11 protein-coding genes and 3 pseudogenes are annotated in these 22140 nt (G+C 44.6%); 3 read left to right on the top strand and 11 right to left on the bottom strand.

Annotation, left to right across the window (positions count from 1 at the left end):
• Positions 1–68: 68 nt before the first annotated feature.
• From KO473_RS21410 to KO473_RS21365, 10 genes and pseudogenes are all read right to left on the bottom strand, one after another.
• Positions 69–2432, bottom strand: a complete 2364-nt coding sequence (locus KO473_RS21410) for a TonB-dependent receptor plug domain-containing protein (RefSeq protein WP_005822070.1) — start codon at positions 2430–2432, stop codon at positions 69–71.
• A 174-nt stretch (positions 2433–2606) separates the two neighbouring features.
• Positions 2607–2891: a hypothetical protein gene (locus KO473_RS21405; protein WP_005783045.1), complete on the bottom strand. Its 285-nt coding sequence runs from the start codon at positions 2889–2891 to the stop codon at positions 2607–2609.
• Between the two features lie 6 nt (positions 2892–2897).
• Positions 2898–5290, bottom strand: a pseudogene (locus tag KO473_RS21400) (TonB-dependent receptor plug domain-containing protein).
• 388 nt (positions 5291–5678) lie between these two features.
• Positions 5679–6581, bottom strand: a complete 903-nt coding sequence (locus KO473_RS21395) for a hypothetical protein (RefSeq protein ID WP_005783042.1) — start codon at positions 6579–6581, stop codon at positions 5679–5681.
• Between the two features lie 126 nt (positions 6582–6707).
• Entirely contained in the window at positions 6708–9059 is a 2352-nt protein-coding gene (locus KO473_RS21390; RefSeq protein WP_005810951.1) for an outer membrane protein assembly factor, read from the bottom strand.
• Between the two features lie 27 nt (positions 9060–9086).
• The gene (locus tag KO473_RS21385) at positions 9087–13631 is read right to left on the bottom strand and encodes a translocation/assembly module TamB domain-containing protein (protein ID WP_005822074.1); all 4545 of its coding nucleotides are present in this window, start codon (positions 13629–13631) and stop codon (positions 9087–9089) included.
• A gap of 101 nt (positions 13632–13732) precedes the next feature.
• Complete coding sequence (locus tag KO473_RS21380) at positions 13733–16042, bottom strand: ATP-binding protein (protein ID WP_005783036.1); 2310 nt, start codon at positions 16040–16042, stop codon at positions 13733–13735.
• 3 nt (positions 16043–16045) lie between these two features.
• A complete protein-coding gene (locus KO473_RS21375) occupies positions 16046–17371 on the bottom strand; it encodes an MATE family efflux transporter (protein ID WP_005783035.1) in 1326 nt (441 codons plus the stop codon).
• Positions 17368–18615 (bottom strand): pitrilysin family protein, encoded by a 1248-nt coding sequence (locus tag KO473_RS21370; protein WP_005783034.1) that lies wholly within the window; start codon positions 18613–18615, stop codon positions 17368–17370. The genes KO473_RS21375 and KO473_RS21370 overlap by 4 nt, the downstream gene beginning before the upstream one ends.
• 5 nt (positions 18616–18620) lie before the next feature.
• Positions 18621–19460 carry a peptidylprolyl isomerase gene (locus KO473_RS21365; protein WP_005783032.1) on the bottom strand — a complete coding sequence of 280 codons (840 nt, stop codon included), beginning with the start codon at positions 19458–19460 and terminating at the stop codon, positions 18621–18623.
• A gap of 90 nt (positions 19461–19550) precedes the next feature.
• On the opposite strand from KO473_RS21365, the pseudogene KO473_RS23860 reads away from it, so the two are divergent.
• From KO473_RS23860 to KO473_RS21355, 3 genes and pseudogenes are all read left to right on the top strand, one after another.
• Positions 19551–19922 (top strand): annotated as a pseudogene (locus KO473_RS23860) (response regulator); the annotation flags it as partial.
• A gap of 54 nt (positions 19923–19976) precedes the next feature.
• Positions 19977–20897: pseudogene (locus tag KO473_RS21360) on the top strand (sigma-54 interaction domain-containing protein); the annotation flags it as partial.
• Positions 20898–21197: 300 nt separating this feature from the next.
• Positions 21198–21395: a hypothetical protein gene (locus KO473_RS21355; protein ID WP_005783028.1), complete on the top strand. Its 198-nt coding sequence runs from the start codon at positions 21198–21200 to the stop codon at positions 21393–21395.
• A gap of 63 nt (positions 21396–21458) precedes the next feature.
• Here the strand turns inward: KO473_RS21355 and KO473_RS21350 are convergent, their stop codons facing one another.
• Entirely contained in the window at positions 21459–22133 is a 675-nt protein-coding gene (locus KO473_RS21350; protein WP_005783026.1) for an RluA family pseudouridine synthase, read from the bottom strand.
• Positions 22134–22140: the final 7 nt, after the last annotated feature.

The following is a 22140-nucleotide window of genomic DNA, read 5'->3' as shown; positions in this document are numbered from 1 at the left end:
TCATCACTTAAAATCCTTACATTCTGTTCTTGCTTGTTTTTTGCATTATTTTTTTTTATATAACCATGTTATTGTTCATTTTTTAATATCCTAATAAAATTAACTAATTCGCCACTTGATGTAATTCCCTGTATCACAATCGTTAAAGAGATTAGGGGAGCACCAAATTCCAAATGAGAAGCCGCTTTATCAAGCAGAAGATCCGGTGACCAATATATTGTTTTGCAACCATTTGCTCTTTTATTATTAGCAAATGAATAAAAAGGTGAATAGAATTCACGTTTCACCTGATATCCCTTAGGCTGGACCACTCTAAAATTAGATACCCTGTTAACCGAAGTCCAATCTGATTTTGTACTTATCATAATGACTCCATTCAATGCTTTTCCACCCAAAAGGGACATTTGAGCAACATCTTTAATTAATTCTACAGATTCAACCAAAGATACTGGCATTCCGACCAATTCAGAATATGTAGCCTGAAATCCATCTATCATTAATAAGGCCTGTCCTCCAAGCCTCGATATATAAAAGAACTCTTCTCCTGAATTCGAATCGACTGCCCACCCTACTCCGGGAGTATTAATCAACAAATCTTTAGTAGATGAATAAGGCGAAAGAGTCATTTCGTCCACATGATAAGTCTTATTCCAATCGGAGTGAGCCATTAAAGATTCGATTGCATACCGTTTCTTTTTCTCAATCTTTTTAGTGGAAACAACAACTTCGTCTAAATATTGCTCCATGGAAAAAGGGGCGGTAGAAGGTCGTTGAAACACATTCGCACTGGTCGGAGAAGGATCATTGTCGGATTGTTCGGAAACAACCGGTTCATCCATCTCTGCACGAAACCAATCCGCATAAACGGGAAGAGAAGAATGTACAGAAGGAACGGAATCCCGATCGACCAACAGCGCCACATCTGTACCTCCCTTTTTCTTACGCGCCTGAAGAATGAAATGCGTACCCCGGGGGAAGGAAAGACTGTCGAAACGGAAACAGCCCGAAGCATCACTCGTCGTCTGACGCATAATCTTTTTATCGAAAGAGAATAAAGTGACAACCGCATCAGCGATACACTTCTTTTCCGAATATTCGGAAACCACCTTGCCACTGACACACTGACTACCCTCCACCGGAAAAGAACCCCGATCCGGAACAAGGCTGTATTTCACCCAGCCCTGAGTCAGCATCAACAAGTCCAACAGATACGAGGTACGGGAGTCATCACCGGAAAAATAGAAAGAGGGAGCCTCAACATAGCCCTGAAGGTCAGAACTCAGAAGAAAAGAAGAAAGGATATTTACCGTGGTATCCTGAAGAGCATAGCGGTCGTCGGTGACCGAAACAGAAAGGGTACCGCCCAACGGCTCACCCGAGGAATCACGAAGCCCCAAGCTGACATCCCAAAACGAACGTCCCTTCTCTTCTTTCAAGCGAGCCGAGAAATCAACGTCGGCACGCACGGAAGGACTCTGATTGAAAGCGGTACGACCACTTATAGGAACGCCCGAACCATCCAACAAAACAAAACGGAGTACACCCGGAGGCAGCGGAGAACGGGGAAGCCGCAAAGGCCTGGAACCGGAGAAAGCCGCATGCAAAAGAATACTATCCCGATATTCCACACGAAGGGAATGACCCGGAGACAGGGAAACACCTGAATTCAAACGCACCAGAAAGTCATCCTTACGGACATCGACACGGAGGCTGACGGCAGAAGGATCCGCCGGAGGTAATGGAAAGCGAAGCTCCATCCCCTCACGATTACGGCACACCGCCGTATAGCTGTCACCCGAAACAGGTTCAAGATTGAAGAAGCCCATCCCCCGATGGACGGAACGCAACGTGGTGACGGTATCTCCACGCTGATTGACCACAAAGCCCTGCACATCTGTTCCCAAACCATCGGGACTCAAAGCCTTGAAAGCGACACGGCTGACACAACCCGAAGGGAGACGTCCCCCTTCCGGAAAGAAAGAGACATGGTAGGAAGCCGCCATACGAGTCACGCTCTCCTTGCGGTAATCCTGAAAGGGACGCCCGCCGACAATGATCTGACGATAGAAGTAACGGGGAGCGGGCAAAGAAGAAAGATGACGGGTATAGAAACGAAGCGTATAATTGCCGGAACGAAGTGTATCGCCCAAAGAGAGGTAACCGGAAAAGACACCGTGATCATCCTTGACCATCTCACGGGAGATGACCTGACTGTCAGCCAGCAGTTCGGCATAAACGTAGCGGCTGTAAGCCGTTGCCTCGCGGCGAGTATCCATCAGATAAGCACGGAAACGGACCGTATCACTACGCTCATAATTGGCACGGTCCGTATGGACATAAAGTTTCTCGTGAGGACAGATATGATCAGACTGGGCAGATAGCCAAACAACACTATGCAAAAGAAAGAAAATTAAAATAAAGATTTTTTTCATAAGCTGTTAGAGTTAAGTCCTGGCAACGAGTCAAATATAAGCAAATATTTTAGAATAAGCACAAAATCAAACAAAACATCTCACACAAGTCACAAAAACAATTTATACCATAATTAAGATGCCTTTATAAGACACATAAGATATAAAAAAACTTTCCAATTCAGAAAACAGAAATCATCGGTCATATTCATCCAGTACGGCACAAATACAGCCTTTATGTTGACCATCAGGATGTCCTAAAAAGACACAAGTGCGCTCTAAAGTTCTTATTCCTATACCATCAAAATAGGAATGAGGAGGACAGATACCACTACAATCCTGAATACCATCACTCGAACTACAAGAGTCAGAATCCACAGGAAAGCTATAGCCTCCAAAAAGATTCTTCATTTCATCATCACTCAACGCTTTAATGTGTCTTTGCTTGCCTTTGGCATTAATTTTCTTAAGTATTACCATATTATTCTATTCTTTACTTAAAGTTTGAATTAAGTTTATCAACTTACCATTCGACGCAACCCCCTGAACAACAAGAGTCAGTTGACTCTGTTCCGGATTACTGAATTTCAAATGAGAGACAGCATTATTTAGCTGGAGAACAGGAGACCAATATATTGTTTTGTAACTATTTTCACTATTACTTATTGCACCGTGAACAACCGGATAAGAAGGCGAATAAAACTCACGTTTCAACTGATACCCCATGGGACGAATCATCCTAAAATTGGATGCTTTCTTACTAACAGTGCCTAAACCTGATTTTGTACTGATCAGAATAGCACCATTCGATGCTTTAGATCCAATATATGCCATTTGGGCAGCATCTTTTACCAACTCGACGGATTCGACTATAGATACAGGGATACCGACAAGTTCAGAATAAGAAGTTTCTAATCCATCTACCATCAATAGAGCTGGGAAAGGAGTAGAACTCATCCCTGTGCGTATACGTGTTATATAAAAAATTCTCCCATATTCGAATCAACTGCCTGCCCTACCCCGGGAGTATTAATCAACAAATCTTTAGTGGATGAATAGGGCGAAAGAGTCATTTCGTCCACATGATAAGTCTTATTCCAATCGGAGTGAGCCATTGAAGACTCGATTGCATACCGTTTCTTTTTCTCAATCCTTTTGGTGGAAACAACAACTTCGTCTATATATTGCTCCATGAAAAAAGAGTCGGTAGAAGACCGCTGAAACACATCCTCGCTTGCCGGAGAAGGATCATCACCGGATTGCTCAGCTACAATCGGCTCGTCCATCTCCGCACGAAACCAATCCGCATAAACGGGAAGAGAAGAATGCACAGGCGGAATGGAATCCCGGTCGACTAACAGCGCCACACCCGTACCCCCTTTTTCCTTACGCGCCTGAAGAATGAAATGCGTACCTTGAGGAAAAGAGAGGCTGCCGAAACGGAAACAGCCCGAAGCGTCACTCCTCGTCTGAAGCATAACCGTTTTATCGAAAGAGAATAAGGTGACAACCGCATCAGGGATGCACTTCTTCTCGGAATATTCGGAAACCACCTTGCCACTAATGCACTGACTACTCTCTACCAAAAAGGTACTGCGGGACGGAACAAGGCTGTATCTCACCCAACCCTGAGTCAGCATCAACAAGTCCAACAGATACGAGGTACGGGAATCATCACTGGAAAAGTAGAAAGAGGAATCCTCAACATAGCCGCGAAGGTCCGAACTCAGAAGAAAAGAGGAAAAAATATTGACCGTGGTATCTTGAAGAGCATAACGGTCGTCGGTAACTGAAACAGAGAGTGTACCGCTCAACGGCTCACCGAAAGTATCACGAAGACCCAAAGTAATATCCCAAAATGAACGTCCCTTATCCTCTTTTAGGCAAGCGGAGAAATCAACATCAGCACGCACGGAAGGGTTCCAATTGAAAGCGGTACGGCCGCTTAAGGGGACACCCGAACCATCCAACAAAACAAAACGGAGTACACCCGGAGGCAGCGGAGAGCGAGGTACACGCAAAGGGGTGGAACCGGAAAAAGCCGCATGTAAAAGAACACTATCCCGATATTCGACACGAAGGGAATAACTCGAAGACACGACAGTACCTGAATTCAGACGCACCCAAAAGTCATCCTTACGAATATCGACACGGAGGGCTACCGCAGAAGCCGGTTCAACCTTCGGAAGGGCGAAACGTAACTCTTTACCCTCACGATTACGACATACCGCTGTATAACTATCATCGGGAATCGGTTCAAGATTGAAAAAGCCCATACCCCGATGAACCGAACTCAGTGTAGTGACGGTATCTCCACGCTGATTGAGCACAAAGCCTTGAACATCTGTCCCCAAACCGTCAGAACTCAAAGCCTTGAAAGCGACACGACTGACACAACCTGAGGGAAGATGTCCGCCTTCGGGAAAAAAAGAGACATGATAGGAAGCCGCCATACGAGTCACACTCTCCTTGCGGTAATCCTGAAAGGGACGCCCGCCGACAATGATCTGACGATAGAAGTAACGGGGATGGGGCAAGGAAGAAAGATGACGGGTATAGAAACGAAGCGTATAATTGCCGGAACGAAGCGTATCGCCCAAAGAGAGGTAACCGGAAAAGACACCGTGATCATCCTTGACCATCTCACGGGAGATGACCTGACTGTCAACCAGCAGTTCGGCATAAACGTAGCGGCTGTAAGCCGTTGCCTCGCGGCGAGTATCCATCAGGTAAGCACGGAAACGGACCGTATCGCCGCGCTCATAATTGGCACGGTCCGTATGAACATAAAGTTTCTCATGAGGCCAGATAGAATCGGACTGGGCAGACAGCCGAATAAAAGAGAAAAGAAGGGCAATCAGAATAAGGAGTTCTTTCATATATAATCAAGATTAAGTATCAAGGGATATTTCAAATATAAACACATATTTTGAAAAAACAACGAAAAGAGTGTAAATATGTGGCACATCTTGAATATTCATCCTTTTTCATTCGTTCCGGAGCTTCATACACTTTATTTCCTTATAAAGAATTGACACCCATTTGCAAACATAGACACCAAAAAGACACTGAATCGCAGAATTCACTTACAAGCCCTTTTCATATTCGGGTGAAAGCAGAAGAAACAGAGCACAGTAAAAAGCTTTTTCTACAGGAAATCCGGGCTTTTGGCACAGAAGAGGTGTGATCTGGCTTGATATTAAAAAGGGACATCTTCACAAAGACGTCCCTTTCAAAATCTACATTATAGAAATAAGCAAATTAGCTTTAGAACAGTTTGTTAGGATATTCGCCTGCATCTACCAATGCCTGAATCTTATCTACTACACCCTGACGGTCGGCAGCATAAGTCACGCCGAACCATTTGCTTGTAGTATCCAGAACCTTTACGCGGGCAGTGCCTTCGTTCACCAACTTGTTTACCATCAACGGAATGAAATATTCTGATTTCAGGTTTCCTTCGTTTTCTTTCAGGAATTCTTTGAAGTACTCTTCCGAATAAGCAAAATAGTCGGGAGTGAATCCCCACATATTCATTGAAACCGGAGTGTTATCACCGATTGTCTGCATTTCACCGTTTTCGTCCTTAAATGATACTTTACCGTCGATACGTTCGATGGCAGTACGCTCTACCACAGTAGTCAGATAACCTTCCGGATTTGTCTCGCAAACGCCACGGGCTACAGATCCGCTTTCTGAAAGCGTATTTCCTACACGGTAACCTACCATGCAGTAGTCGTTCTTTTTACCGTCCATCTTAGACAGTTCGGCACCCAATACAGCAAAGCTATCACGTCCGTAGAAGTCATCGGCATTGATAACGGCAAATGGTTCCTTGATAACATCTTTACCCATCAGGACAGCATGGTTAGTACCCCAGGGTTTTACACGGTCGGCAGGACAAGTGAAGCCTTCGGGCAGGTTATCCAATGCCTGGAACACAAGTTCCACCGGAATATGATTTTCGTATTTGCTCAGAATCTTATCACGGAAATCCTGCTCAAAATCTTTACGGATAACGAATACAACTTTACCAAATCCACCACGAATAGCATCGTAGATAGAGTAATCCATAATAGTTTCGCCGTTAGGACCCAGTCCGTCCAATTGTTTCAATCCTCCGTAACGACTGCCCATGCCGGCAGCAAGCACAAATAATGTTGGTTTCATAACTGTGAATATTAAAAGGTTAGTGATGTGTCTCATCAGATATCGTTGCAAAAGTACAAAATAGAATGAAGAATGAAGAACGAAGTATGAAGAATTTTCTTACTCCGTTCATCGCCATCGACTATTTTAGAACGGATAACCTACAGCAAAGTGTACCCCCAGCCCTTTCCAGAAAGAACCGGTCACATTGTAATATCCCTTCTTTCCCGTATCGTATGGGTCATGCAAAGGTACGCCACAATCCAGACGTAAAATAAGGAAATCGAGATCATAGCGCAAACCGGTACCCGTTCCCAAAGCAATCTGTTTACCGAAAGTCTTCCAGCGCAATTGCTTCTCCGGCGCCTCATCATCTTTACGCAACATCCAGACGTTACCTGCATCCAAAAAGACAGCACCATGCAAGTCACCATAAATGCGGAAACGATATTCTACATTAGCCTCCATACGGATGTCTCCGGTCTGGTCCAGATAAAGCCCCTTGGATGTTTTCGTGGGACGAAATCCACCCGGACCAATGCTCCGTGCAGTAAAAGCACGTACACTATTGGCACCTCCGATATAGAACTGCTCGCTGTAAGGGGCCGTATTAGTATTGCCATAAGCCCAGATAATTCCTCCTGCAACACGACTGGCTATGGACTGATTCTTGTCGATCTTCCAAGTATAACGGAAATCACTGTTCACCTTTAAAAATTGAGCAAAAGGAACACCAAACAACTTTTTGTCTTTCTGGCTAAACTTCCGTCCGAAAATACGGTAAATGCCGGAAGTGATATTTCCGGCAGAAGTAAACGTAGTCTGCCACCAAATAGGATTACGCACCCCGCGCAAAGCTGCGTTATCAAACGTATAAGTATATTCCATGGCCGGAATAAACTGATTCTGTAAACTGCGGTACAATGCCTTATTTTGTTCGGCTATCTCTTCAAAAGCTTTTGTTGTATGTTGCAGCACATTGAAAGTCACCCGGAGGGGTGTCAGGCTGTGACGGCTGGTACGAGTCGGCTGAAAATCATAAGTGGCATTCCCCCCGAACGCCAATAGTTTATAATATTTGGCACGGTTCAGCTGGTCGATATACAAACGGAAAGTAGTTGTTGCCGGGAAGTCATATTCACGTCCTCCGAAAGAAGGAAATACCACCCGGGGGAAAGTCAAAGCCGTAGACACTCCCATCTCCCAGCTATTCATCAATGAACTTCCTTTATTCTGCCCGGTCTGCCATTCATAAGAACCTTTCAATTTTACATTCCACGTTTCTCCCCCACCGAATACATTGTAACGAGTCAGCCCGAAAGATGCCCCCGGCCCGGTCTGGTTGTTACTCTTGGTCGTCAGGTTAAATTCCAGTTCGGCATCATACGGTTTATCAAATGTAGCCTGTAAACGTACGTTCAGTGTGTCACATGTTGCCGTAGAGTCCTGAGGTATATATTGCAGATCGAGATAACGAAAAATACTCAATTGTGAAAGACGTTCCTGAATACGTGTCTGCCGGTATTGGCTATACAAGCGGCTATGGGCGGAGTTACGTAAAGAATCATTGCGGACATATGCCTGATAATTCAGCCAACGGTAAAGCATATTCGGACGCACCTGCATTTTCTTATAATAATGAATGTCAAGTCCACGGTATTCAAGTGTGCTGTTAGGCACTTCTCCACCCTTTCCATACAGATAAACCGATGTCTTCCCTACATAGTATGGGCGTTGGGCTGCTTCCGGAAGCCCGGGTACAGGTATCAGCCGGAGACTGACATGTCCGGGATTCAACAGAGTATCCGCCTGATATTTCATGTAATCCGGACGAAAATAGAAATATCCCCGGTTACGCAGCAAAGCGCTGATACGGCTACGTTCTTCGTCAAGATCACTGACATTGAACTGTTCGCCCGGTGTCAACAGCGAACCTCGTCGCCCTCTCTCCATGATTCTCAACGTACGCGGATTGAAACGAGTGTAATAAACCGTATCAATATAATAAGGGTCTTTCATGTCAACCGTATAACGTATGCTTGCTTTCAGGCTGTCTTTCTTGTCCGGCAGAGTCTGATAACGGACCGTACCATTAAAGTATCCATAATCGTGCAGCAAATTAGTACCCACCTTGGCACGTATCTCCGGATTAACAGTAGAAATGAATACGGGAGGATTGGCGGCAAATCGATTAAAGAGCCAGCGCCCGAATCCTTTCTTATAATGAACCAGACTGTTGTAAGCCCACATTTTAAAAGGGATAGGAATGAATCCCAACACCTTTGTACTGGGAGCCTTTTCGAGCGCAGCATCCAGTTCTGTCAGGGCATCGTCCGTCAAAGGTGCCTGCGGACGGTTTTCAATAATAGTTTTCGATCCGGTATAAAGCACTTCTCCTTCGGGCAAATGTTTGGTCGTAGAACAAGCTCCCAAAAGCAGCATTACCAAACCGGCTTGTATGGTGCCAAGAAATATATGAAATATCTTTTTACGTATCATCCTATTTTAATCTCTTTTATTAATCAATTACTGATGTGCTTCACCGGTTGATGAAGCCTTCTGTGTATCAGGAGACGTCTTCTTCTTTTTACGGAAAATAAACAACTCACTTAATCTGTCGATACGCTTACGCAGTACCAGACCGATACCGGTCTCCGTAATTTCTCCTTCAAGCACACTTTCATAATTCTTATTATGGAAAAGACGGATGTAACGGGTTCCGGATGTATCGAGACGATATTCCAAAGAAATATTATCGATAAACGATTCAACATCATTTGTAGCTTGTGCACCGGTAGATACCTTGCCGCCAAGCACTATCTGGAAACGATCGTTGAAGAAACGCTGTGAATAACGGAAACTATAGTCGGTACGCTTTCCGCCTGCATCGGCAGCATCATGGTCTTCTACCCCCATCGAAAAACTGGCATTCTTCAAATTACCCGCCAATGCGTTGATCTGACTGGAAAGTATACTGTTTAGTGCCGATCCCATATTCAGTCCGCCACCTCCGGAACTTCCGGAATTTGCAAGATAGAGTCCGGTAGCTAGCATGGCAATGGCTTGCTTCCCACGTTCGTCAGCACTCATAGAAGCCAACTGATTCTGCACTTCTGCATCATCGGGTGCATCAATTTCAAAAGCCAGCGAAAGGTTATCCAAACGATTCTTCACGACAATCGACACGTCAAAGTTAACCATACGCGACTGTCCGCTTTCGCTGCCTACCGAAGCACGAAGGCGCTCGGTGGCTTTCAGGTTTAGCATCGGGTCCATCGGGTTTCCCGTCCATTCTACATAGCTGCCATTGTTTATATTGAATTCTTTCAACGGAATCACAGGAAGGGCATATTTCATCATTCCCCCCGTAAGGGTATATCGTCCTGAAAGAGATAAGTCTCCTTGTGGAGTATATTGCATGCTCAGATTACCTCCTCCCTGCAATTCGACCCGGCTGCTGCGGTCAGCACTCAAATCCGCTTTCAACCGGACTCCGGGATCAATCTGCACAGTCATAATCATATCGAGTCCGCCAAGTGACACGACAGGAGCTTCTTCTTTCTGTACGGTGGTCGTATCACTGAAAGAAGTAAAAGTAACCAAGTCCCCCAACCGGTCTTGCACAGTGAGCGGCGAATCCATCAAGACATAGGTGACATCCGTATTGCCCAGCAGGTTCATATTGCCACGCATCACCAACGCATCCACCGGACCACGCAAAGTTGCATTAAAGTCCACAAACACTTTTCCATATACCAGACTCTCTTTAGTACGGGGAGCGTTGAGCAGCATGTAGTTTTCCGCCAACATCGACAGATTCACTTTAGGACTGCTCAAATCGCGAAAATCGACTGTACCATCAATCGTGAAAGGATTCTTACTGGTGGTAAAAATAGCAAATTTGTCGAACATCAAACGACTGTTCTTAATCTGTACGGGACGGTTGTCGAACGTAAACCTTGCTCCCGCCTGACGGGCGAAGACCGACACGCTGTCCAGAATCAGGTCACCATTGACCAATGGCTGATCCGTATCTCCGGTTATGTGCAGTCCACCATCCATATCACCCGAAAGGTTAACAACCTGATCCGGTACAAAAGCATTGGCTATCTTTAGCGGGAAATGCTCCATTGTGGCATTTACCTCGATACTGTCCTTACCGGTTACCGAGGGATGAAGCGAACCGTCGGCCATCAGAATTTCCTCACCCTCATGGGTCAGATAAGTACTGATGTAATGTTTCCCTCTTTCACCCGGAAGCCACGTTACCCCAAGTGCAACGTCTCCGATACGTTGGCGCTCATAAGTCAGTTCATCGATAGTGGCCTCGGCAGATACCTGCAAAGAAGTAGCTGTCTGCACATAATTGGCCTCAGCCGAGAAGAGACCGGACAAATCAGGAAGGTAAGGAAGTACCTTACTGATCTCAGCCAACCGGATGCGTTGCAACTCCACGTCAATATTCTGCAATGACACGGTGTCACTCTGGTTTGATTTCATTCGGAATCCCATATCTTCATCATCTACCATATCGACATTGGCATACAGACGCATGTTTTTATGAAGATATATCCAGTTGTGCCGGTCTACGAAGTGGAACTTCCGAAAAGCGATAATGGGGTTCTCCGGTATCAGCGTGAAAGCAAGTCCCTCCCCTTTTCCACTTCCCTCAACCAATGGACGGACATTCACACCGAAAAGTACACCGGTTTCTCCTTTATCATTTTCATAGCGCAACGTGAGTTCTGCATCATCGTTGCGTATTTCTCCGGCAATACTCGATTTAAATACAATCTGCGGATTCTTGGGTCCGTTGATGACTCCTCCATGCAAACTCATGCGAGTCGTATCTTGTTTGACAGTAAAGTAAATCGTATCCAATTGCAGGGTATCCATCTTCAATGCGTGAATAGCAGCTTTTCCGTTGATACCCCAATCGGGAGCGGTGCCAAACTTCACACCCATATCATGAAAAGCAATATCTTTTGTTGCCAGATAATATGCCAGAGGATTTTCTTTACCGGCAGACATCGAAAAAATGGCAGTAGGCAACGCCTTACGCAATTCTCCATGATCAAGCTCTTTTTTATCAATCTGCTCAATCAGCACATCGGCAAAGTGAGTAGATTGTTCAATCAACTTGTCCAGACTGGAACGTGCCGAAAGGTTAAGTTTCATATCACCAGCCGTAAGATGGGTGAAAATACGGTCACGACGGGCCTCTGCTGTAAAATTAAAAGCTAAAGGATGCTTCAAGGGTTTGGGAGCAATACCCAGTTCGTACAAGTCGAGTTGGGTAACATCCAAATCAGCCTTTCCGTCCATGTAGGGTTTGGCAAGATGATATTCGGCATTGGCGTTCATCTTCAACAACCGGTTGTCACTAACCACATGGGCTGTGGCAAGTGCATTCTTAACATCACCGGTCACTTCAATTCCCGAAATACGGTAACGTCCGTAATGGAGTGACTCCAACGAGGCTTTCAGTGAAGCAACTGTACGATAAGAAGTAAAGTCCGTTCCCCTGCCTACTGCTGCTACCGATGTAGTCAGTTCATAAATCGAATCTTTAGGCAGGAAATGATGGAGTTGCAAGGCTTCCACCTTCAGATCGGCCCGATAAGCCTCGGTACTTCCATTGTAAGCCGCATCTACATTCAGTGATCCCTCACCCTCTTTCAGCAAGAGTTGCGCCATATATTGCGGACCTTTCATCCGGGCTTTTGCGACAAGCGACATCTGATTGGGAATGACAAGAGAACTGTCCGCCCTTGTTCCACCCAGAGTTGTCAGGAAATTAAGATTCTGGGTCTGCATTCTCAGGTCGATAACAGCCGACCGCTCCACGCTATCAGTCAGGTTCAGCAACTCCCCACCTCCCGAAAGTGAGAAAGCTCCGGGTAGCTCAGCGCTGAAACGAGTGATCTGCATCTCTTTCAGATTGCCCTCCGTACCGGCACGTATCACCAAAGGGCGGAAAGGATAGGCCTCCTTGAAGCTATCAGGCAACCCACCGGCAAGAAGCAGAACATCCTGCTTCCCGATCATCGCATTAAAGCGTGCGGTCAGCCGTCCGGTCGTAGGAATATTCACCAACTCCCAATAGGTCTGTGCCGTAAAATTTATTTCAGAATGGGGTGTCAACAGTTTCAAGTCCGGCACCCGGATGACAGTATCATTGGCAAACACACGCCCGGTAAGTGAAGTGACACTTAACCCGGACCGGTCGTTCATCGAAAACTCACGGATGACAGCATTCATATTACGCCCGCGATAATACATCGAATCGAGCCCGATACGTATATCACGCAAAGCAATATGTGACGGATCAAAGCCTTCGGCTGGTTCCATCGAACCCACATCATAATTCACAGAAGTACCCGACAACAAAAAGCTGCGAAGCCCGTAACGCAGATTCTTCAAATCGGCTTCGGCTTCATTGATTTGTGCGTCTCCCACATGGGCTGCCAAACGCATACTGTCTGCCGGTAACTGCATGCTGAAGGAAACATTCTTTAATTTCAAATGGCGTAAATCAACTTTCCAACGAACCTCACTCTGAGCAGTATCTTTCGGTGTAGCAGTAGTATCATTCAGAAGTAACTGAACATGGGTATCGGATAATTCGGCCCGATTAATAACAGCTACTTCATTGGGTAAATCCACCCCATGGCTTTCGAGTTTAAAGCTGCCTAAGACACCTTTCAGACGCATACCATCTATCAGGTCAGCAGAGTTAACAGTCACCTGACGAAGAGTGATATCATCCACTTCTACTTTTCCACGAAAAAGCGGAAGTGCCTGCACATGCACATTGAAACTTTCAAGTGATAATAATGTATCGGGAGTCTGAATGACCTCAACCCCTCTTACCAGCAAATTTAAAGGAAACCGCAAATCGATACGCCGGACATTAATCTGCATACCGGTCGCTTTGGAAGCATAAGCAGCAGCCTCCTTTCTCAGAAAATTCTGTACGGGAGGAATATAGAGTAATACCATCAGTATCACAAAGAGTATGACAGGAGTAAGCAAAATCCAGCTTACCCATTTGATCCATTTTCGTTTCATGAAGCTTGTATCTCAATGTAAAAAGTGATACAAAGAAAACAAAATTATCCGGAAAAAGATTAAAGTGACGATGATTTTATATATGAGTAGACTCACAACAATCACCGGGACTGATCCTCTGACGCATACCGGCGCGCTTCTGTCAGCACGATATCTACTTGCTGAAGGGCTTCTTTTGCTTTTCGTACAATTTCGTCCGAAATAGCTTCTCCACGGCGCTGCTCCAACCACGAAAGTAAGGGAAGTACTCCTGAAGCCCCAAGTAAAGTAAACAGAGGTAGCAGCTTATGTGCCATCCCTGCTATCCCATCCACATCCATGGTCCGGACAGATTCTTCCATCCGACTCCGGTTTTTCTCCGTTTCTTCAATAAAAGTTTGAATAATAGCTGAAGCTGCTTCCGAGTCATCCTCGGAAAAAGCCGTCAACGCCCGAAAATCAAGAGAGGTCTCCGTCGGCCTGATTGGCGAATTTTCAAGGACTTCACCCGTTATCATCGCTAACAATTCCTTCACCGTAAAAGGTTTGTGCAGACATCCCGCAAACCCATATTCCCGGAAATCCTGTTCGCCCATCTCACTACGTGCAGTAACAGCAATAACCGGGATAGCACGTGCCTGAGGAATATTGGATGCACGCAATAACTTCAGCAAATCGAACCCGTTAATGGCAGGCATCTGAACGTCAGTCAGCAATACGTCAAATGAAGAAGTACGAAGTTGTTCTATCAACTCGTCCGGCTGCTGACAGCAAGTAGCTCGAATATTCTGCTGCTCAAGCATAGCCGCGGTCAGTGCCAATTGAATCCGGTCATCATCAATCAATAAAACATGATTTAGCTTTTGGGAGGATATTTCTTCTCTATCACCAGCCTGGTCTGGAGCTGAGGTTGAAACAACTGCCTCCTCCTGCTTCTCCCCGACAACAGGCCCTACCGGATACAGTGGCAAAATGACAATAAAACGGCTTCCTTCCCCCAGCGTACTTTGCACGCTAATCGAGCCTTCAAGTAACGTCACAAGTTTGTGAACGATAGAAAGTCCCAACCCAAATCCTTCCTCCCCCTGTGCTCCGGGTAATCGGGTAAACTCCTGAAAAATCTTCTCACGATCGCCGGGCGCCATTCCTTTACCCGTATCCGCAACCTCAATGCGGACACTGGATGAATGGTAGGTGACATTCAATGCGATATTGCCCTTTACTGTAAATTTCACAGCATTCGAAAGCAAATTATTCACAATTTGCCGGATGCGTAAAGGATCGCTGATAAAACGTCCATCCAACTCAGAATCTATACTGTAGTCCAAAGCTAAGTGTTTGGCATCGGTCAGTGGTTTGAAACTTACACGAATCTCTTCGAACAGTTGTGCCGGATTGAATGTAACCCGGTTGACTTCTGCTTTATTCAGATCCAACCGATGGAAATCAAGCAAATCACTTACCAGTTTAAGCAAATGTTGCGAAGAACTTTTCATATTGTCCAGGTAGAATCGTTGCCTTTCGTCCGTTGTCAACCCTGAAAGCAAATCCGTATATCCGATAATAGAACCCAGAGGAGCTTTAAAGTCATGAGTAATGGCAAGCATTAACTTTTCGCGGGCCTCAAGTAACGCTTCTGCACGTTTATTGGCCTCTTCCAATTCTCTACGGTAACGATTGCTACGGGTAATATCCCGCCAGATCATAATCAAGAAACAAGCAGACAACAATACAGCAGCAACGGCAATTCCTCCGATAGTTCGAGTGGATCTATTGCGAAGCTCTTGCTGTTCGGACGCATTATCCACAGCACGCCGGGTGACTACCTGTTCATAAGTTGTAATCATACTGTCTATGCGAGTGGTCAGTTCCCTGTTCATCCGACGGAGGCGGGCATTATAATTAGGGCGTACTGCCGGCTTTGCCTTCCGCTTGGTTACCGTACGTATACGCTGATGTAACGAGTCAATCGGGTTATAAGATTCAAGAATAGTGTCCGTGGCAAACTCTACTGCTGTATTGACCAATACAGCAGTATCTTCCTTTGAAGGCACAAAAACCTCACCAAGCCTCCTAAAAAAACCCTTCTTTTTTCGCTTGGTAATAACAGAATCGCGTTTGGTAATGATACGGTGCTGCACACGCTGCTGGGTGATCACCGTATCCTGCTCGGCAATAATGGAATCCAACTCAACCGGAGTAATCATGCTTTCATTCGCTTCATTGATGATCTGAAGCATCCGGATGGTATTTTCATCCTTTTCTTTCAACAGAAGAAGTAAACTGTCCGTCTGTAAACTTTGTACATCATCCGTATCAGACAATTTCTCCATCTCCCTATGTACGAACAACAGAGAGAACAATAACACGACCAGCAACAAAGTATACCCCGCCGCGATCTTTACTTTTGTGAAACGGGAAGGAATAGCCATAACTTATCTTGTTTTATACCTGAAACGTAACCATAACATGATTGCCGCACTACTTAGTCCGAAAGGGAAAGCCATCCAGACTCCGAACAATCCCCACCCCATGACAAAACCAAAGAAATACCCGGCCGGGAGAGAAATAATAAAATAGGCAATGAAAGCAATCAGCATCATAGGCTTTACATCCGAAATGCCACGCAGTGCATTGGCAAAGTTGATTTGCATTCCGTCTCCAAACTGATAAGCCAGAAAAGGCACCATCAGAACGACTACCATCGCTGACACTTCCGTATTGTCAGTAAACCATCCTCCCACCTGATATCGGAAAAAGAAAACAATGGATAACAATACGATTCCCATAGCCAATATGATATGTGCACCGGCATAAGCCGTACGTCGCACATTAACGATATCGTTTTGACCTTTGAAATTGCTGACCCGTACAGCCACTGCCGCTCCCATCCCATAGAACATCATAAAAGTAAACTGTGAGATAGTGAGCATCACCTGATGGGAAGCCAGAGCAATAGTGCCCAACCATCCTACCATCACCGTACTCAAACTAAATGAAGCAGTCTCCATCCCCATCTGAAAAGCGACAGGCCACCCCAAAGCATTTAACTGCCGAAACAACGCGCGTGACCATCCTAAACGGATAAATCCCAGTTTATAACGCAAAAAACGACGGCTACCAAAAAAGACCAATACAAAAACCAACACCATGACAATGCGCGAAAACAATGTGCTGATCCCGGCTCCTAATAGTCCCAACTCAGGAAATCCCAGTTTACCATTAATCAGTATATAATTTCCTACAATATTCAGCACATTACCACCCAGAAGTATCCACATAGCTGTCTTGGTATCGGTTATTCCGTCAGTAAACTGTTTGAATCCGTTAAATAACAGCACAAAAATTAATGAAGCAAGCAATATCAGATAGTAGGGTTTGATCAGAGAGAGCAATTCTTCCGGCTGCCCTAACCTTTCCACATTCAGATAAAGAATCGCCATAATTCCGGTTAGCAAAATGCCCACCAAAAGATTGGCAAGCAAACTACAACGCAAAGCTTGTCCTGCAGCAGCAAATTTACGCACACCATAAAAACCGCCAACAATGGGTGTAAGCCCATACGAGAATCCGGTGCTGAAGATGATAGCCAACGTAAACATATTATTGACGAAGGAAGCCGCCCCCAGTTCATTGGTACTGTGATGCCCAATCATCAAGGTATCGGCAAAACCAAGTACAATCACTCCCACCTGCCCGATGACAATAGGAAGGCCAAGAAAAAATAGTGCTTTATAATGATTCTTATATATAAGTCTCATTCCTGCTCTCCCTTGCTACTCTTATAGTAAAGTACCACTCCATTTTCTTCACGGAATGCGGTTTGTGCCACTGCTTTCAGACGGTCGGCAGTTACAGCACGATAACGTTCTACTTCCTTCTCCATATCTTCTGCTTGTCCGTTCAACTCAAACCATGCAAGATTCGTCGCTACATTCAGATAATTGATATTTCCAAATATCTGGGTAGACTCAAATTTATTCTTCACTTTCTCAAGTTCATGTTCCTGTACCAAAGCAGTTTGCAACTCGTTCAACTCTTCACGTACGGCTGCCTCGGCCTCTTCCAATGATACACCGGCAGCCGGTTTACCACTGATATGAAACAAACCGGCATCAATCGTTCCTGATATATAGGCATCAATACTCGAAAACAATTGTTTTTCTTGTACAAGATGCTGATTCAGGCGACTGGAACGTCCGTTACTTAAAATATCCGATAAAATATCAAATGCATAATAATCGGCATCCAAACGGTCACACATGTGATAAGCCATAAAAAGCGAATCAAGCGGTACATTTCGCTCGACTACTTGGCGGCGCTCTCCTGTCTGGACAGGCTCCTTGGGCAACTGTCGTAAAGGAACCTCCCGACGGGGAATGGGGCCGAACCACTTTTCCGTAAGACTTACGGCCTCTTCAAATGATATATTTCCGGTGACAGCAAGCACAGCATTATTGGGCGCATAAAAACGAAAAAAGAAATCTTTGACCTCTTCCAATGTTGCATTGGCTATGTGGGACAATTCTTTACCAATGGTAGGCCACTGATAGGGATGAACCCGATATGCCAAAGGGCGCAACAAATGCCCGACATCACCATATGGCTGATTGAGACAGCGTTGCTTGAACTCTTCCATTACCACTCCACGTTGCACTTCCAGGCTGCGCTCACTAAAATCAAGACTCAGCATCCTATCAGATTCAAGCCAAAATCCAGTTTCTACATTCTGCCGGGGTACAGTGAGATAATAGTTGGTAATATCATTATTGGTCCAGGCATTATTTTCTCCTCCCGCTAATTGAAGCGGTGCATCATAATCGGGTATATTCACCGAGCCCCCAAACATCAGATGCTCAAAAAGGTGAGCAAACCCGGTATGTTCCGGGTTTTCATCCCTGGCTCCCACATTATAAAGAACGTTGAGTGCAACCATCTGCGTGCTGGCATCCTGTGAGTGAACCAGCCTCAAGCCATTGCTCAGAATATGCCTGTTGATCTGCAGCATATTTATTCGATAACAGAAACGTTGATAATCTTCACATCTTCTTCCGGACGGTCACTGCGGTCCGTTTTTACCTGCTGAATTTTATCAACAACATCCATACCTTCTATAACTTCTCCAAAAACCGTATATTCACCATCCAAATGCGGAGTACCTCCGACGGTAGTATAAGCTTTTATCTGCTCAGGAGTAAAATGAAAATCCGGTTGTTTGGCAGCTTCAGCCTCAGCCTGTATAAACAAAGTATCTTGTAAAGCGAAAAGTCCATCCTGATCGTTAGCCTTACGCATTTTATAGATTTCCTTCATATGTTTCTGTGCCAAAGCATTAAAAGCCTCAGTCACTTTATTCTGATTCTTCTGCTGTTCCATATTCAGAAGAGTCGAATCACTGAACACTTTTCCGGTAACAATATAGAACTGACAGCCGGATGACTCCTTATTAGGATTTACCTCATCGCCCTGACGAGCAGCAGACAAGGCACCTTTCTTATGGAAATATTTAGGATATACAAACTCTGCCGGAACTGTATAGCCGACATCACCCGAACCTAACATCTTACCCTTCGGAGCATTTTTCGATTCCGGATCACCGGCTTGCACCATAAAGTCTTTTATTACGCGATGAAACAGCGTCCCATTATATGTTCCGTCTTCAGCCAATTTAATAAAATTATCTCTGTGTTTTGGAGTCTCATTATACAATTTCACTTTGATATCTCCTAAAGAGGTCTCAATTTTCAATACAGTTTCTTTTTCCATGTTTCCATTTTTCTTTTGTCCCGGTTTACAAGCTACTGCACCGCAAACCAGTATAATTAATAATATCCAAAAATTCTTTCTCATAACGCTTTTATTTAATTTAAGTCTGCAAATATACGACTTTACCTCAAAACCTCTTACCTTTGTAGCTCACAAAAAGAGGCAAAAGCTAACATCATGAGATCCATACTGATAGTTGAAGATGATATTACGTTCGGAATGATGCTAAAAACCTGGTTAGGCAAAAAAGGGTTTAATGTATCATCGGTAAGTAACATTGCACGTGCGCAAAAGCACATCGATGCACAACCGACAGATCTGATTCTTTCCGACTTACGACTTCCCGACCACGATGGCATCCATCTATTGAAATGGATGGGTGAGAAAGAACTTCATATCCCATTGATTATCATGACAGGATATGCAGACATCCAATCAGCAGTACAAGCCATGAAATTGGGCGCGCAAGATTATATTGCCAAACCGGTTAATCCTGAAGAGCTACTCAAAAAAATAACTGAAGCCCTTCAAGTTAAAGAATCCCCTCTTCCACAGGTAGCCCCACATGGTAAAAGTCCCAAAACCAAACAGGAATCCCATTCCTATCTGGAGGGAGAAAGCGATGCAGCCAAACAACTTTATAATTATGTCAGCCTGGTAGCTCCCACTAACATGTCAGTCCTGATCAACGGTGCCAGCGGAACCGGTAAGGAATATGTAGCTCACCGTATTCATCGGTTAAGCAAACGTTGCGACAAACCGTTTATCGCTATCGATTGTGGCTCCATCCCCAAGGAATTGGCTGCTTCTGAGTTTTTCGGACACATCAAAGGCTCTTTTACCGGAGCACTCTCTGACAAAACCGGTGCATTTGTAGCAGCAAACGGAGGTACCATTTTTCTTGATGAAATAGGTAACCTCAGCTACGAAATACAAATTCAACTTCTTCGTGCATTACAGGAACGTAAAATACGTCCTGTTGGTTCAAATACAGAAATAACAGTCGATATCCGTCTGGTATCTGCAACCAATGAGAATTTGGAACAAGCTATCGAAAAAGGAACATTCCGTGAAGATCTATATCATCGGATTAATGAATTCACTTTGCGAATGCCTACGCTGAAAGAACGTGGAGAAGATATCCTTCTTTTTGCCAACTTCTTCCTCGACCAAGCTAATAAAGAACTTGACAAGCAACTTATCGGCTTCGATGCCAACGCTTCAAAAGCACTTCTTGAATATCACTGGCCCGGCAACCTGAGACAGATGAAGAATATAATCAAACGTGCCACACTGCTCGCACAAGGTAGTTTTATTGGTCTCACAGAACTGGGAAATGAGATACAGGAGACGCAACCCTCAACTCCCAAAATGGCATTGCGGGATGAAGATACCGAAAAAGAGCATATAATGGAGGCGTTGCGACAGACAGGCAACAATAAAAGTCGCGCCGCGCAATTACTTGACATTGACCGCAAAACATTATATAATAAATTGAAACTATACGGAATCGATCTTTAACGAACAGCAAGGTGTGGAATATTTCCACACCCCATTCCACACTTTCCACAGTGTTCTACACTATCCTTCATCTTTATCTTTCTTTTAGCATACTGCAAATCAACCGGTTACATCAGGCCTTCCTTTCTGGCACAGCATTTGGGAAATACTCTGTACAAGTGTTTAACCAAATGAAAATAAAACTAAGGAGTTAGTTTTATAGTAGTAGCAATGTTTATGTTTGTTTGTGATGGTTTTTAACCTAGACCTTAACATGAAATTAAAAAAACAGACAATCAAAACTTTTAAAAAGCAATAATTATGAAAAAGTTAGTTTTAGTAGTAGCTATGTTTATGTTTGCTTGTGGATCATTCTTTGCCATGGCACAGGATCCGGTGAAAAAAGATCAAAAGAAAGAGGTCAAAGACACTGTGAAAACCGAGCCTAAAAAAGAAGTAGCTGATACAACTGCTACAACGTTCGCAGCACCAGGAGCATTTGCACAGTTTGCCGAATAATAGTAAGCACACTACAACAAAAAAGCCATTCCTACTTCGTCTATTCAGGGAATGGCTTTTTTGCTATATATCTATTTCAAACCCATGCCACAAATTACTATCCGGCACAGGAGCATCGAGTTCTATCAATTCTTTGGATACCGGATGAACAAAACGTACATACCTGGCATGCAGACAGATACTACCATCCGGATTGGAACGTGGAGAGCCATACTTCAAATCACCTTTAATAGGGCATCCCATCTTTGCCAGTTGGCAACGGATCTGATGATGACGTCCGGTCTTAAGGTCAACCTCAAGCAGGAAGTAATTATCCGAACGGCCGATAAGCTTATAGCTCAGAATTGCTTTCTTACTATTGGGAACCTCCTTATCATAAGCATAGCTCTTATTCTGTTTTTCGTTACGTACCAGATAATGTATCAGTTCACCTTCAGGTTGCTTCGGGCAATTTTTCACAACAGCCCAATAGGTCTTTCTGACCTCACTGTTCTTGAACATCTCATTCAGCCGGGATAAGGCCTTACTGGTTTTCGCAAAAATAACAAGACCGCTCACGGGGCGGTCCAGCCGATGGGTTACACCGATAAAGACATTTCCGGGCTTCTGATATTTATCTTTCAGATATTGCTTAACTGTTTCTGAAAGAGGAGTATCCCCCGTTTTGTCTCCCTGAACGATTTCGGAAGCGGTCTTGTTAACTACTATAATATGATTGTCTTCGTATACAACGGTCATACCGAAT

It is taken from the genome of Bacteroides sp. HF-4919, assembly GCF_018860125.1.
This window is presented reverse-complemented; position numbering and strand designations above follow the sequence as displayed.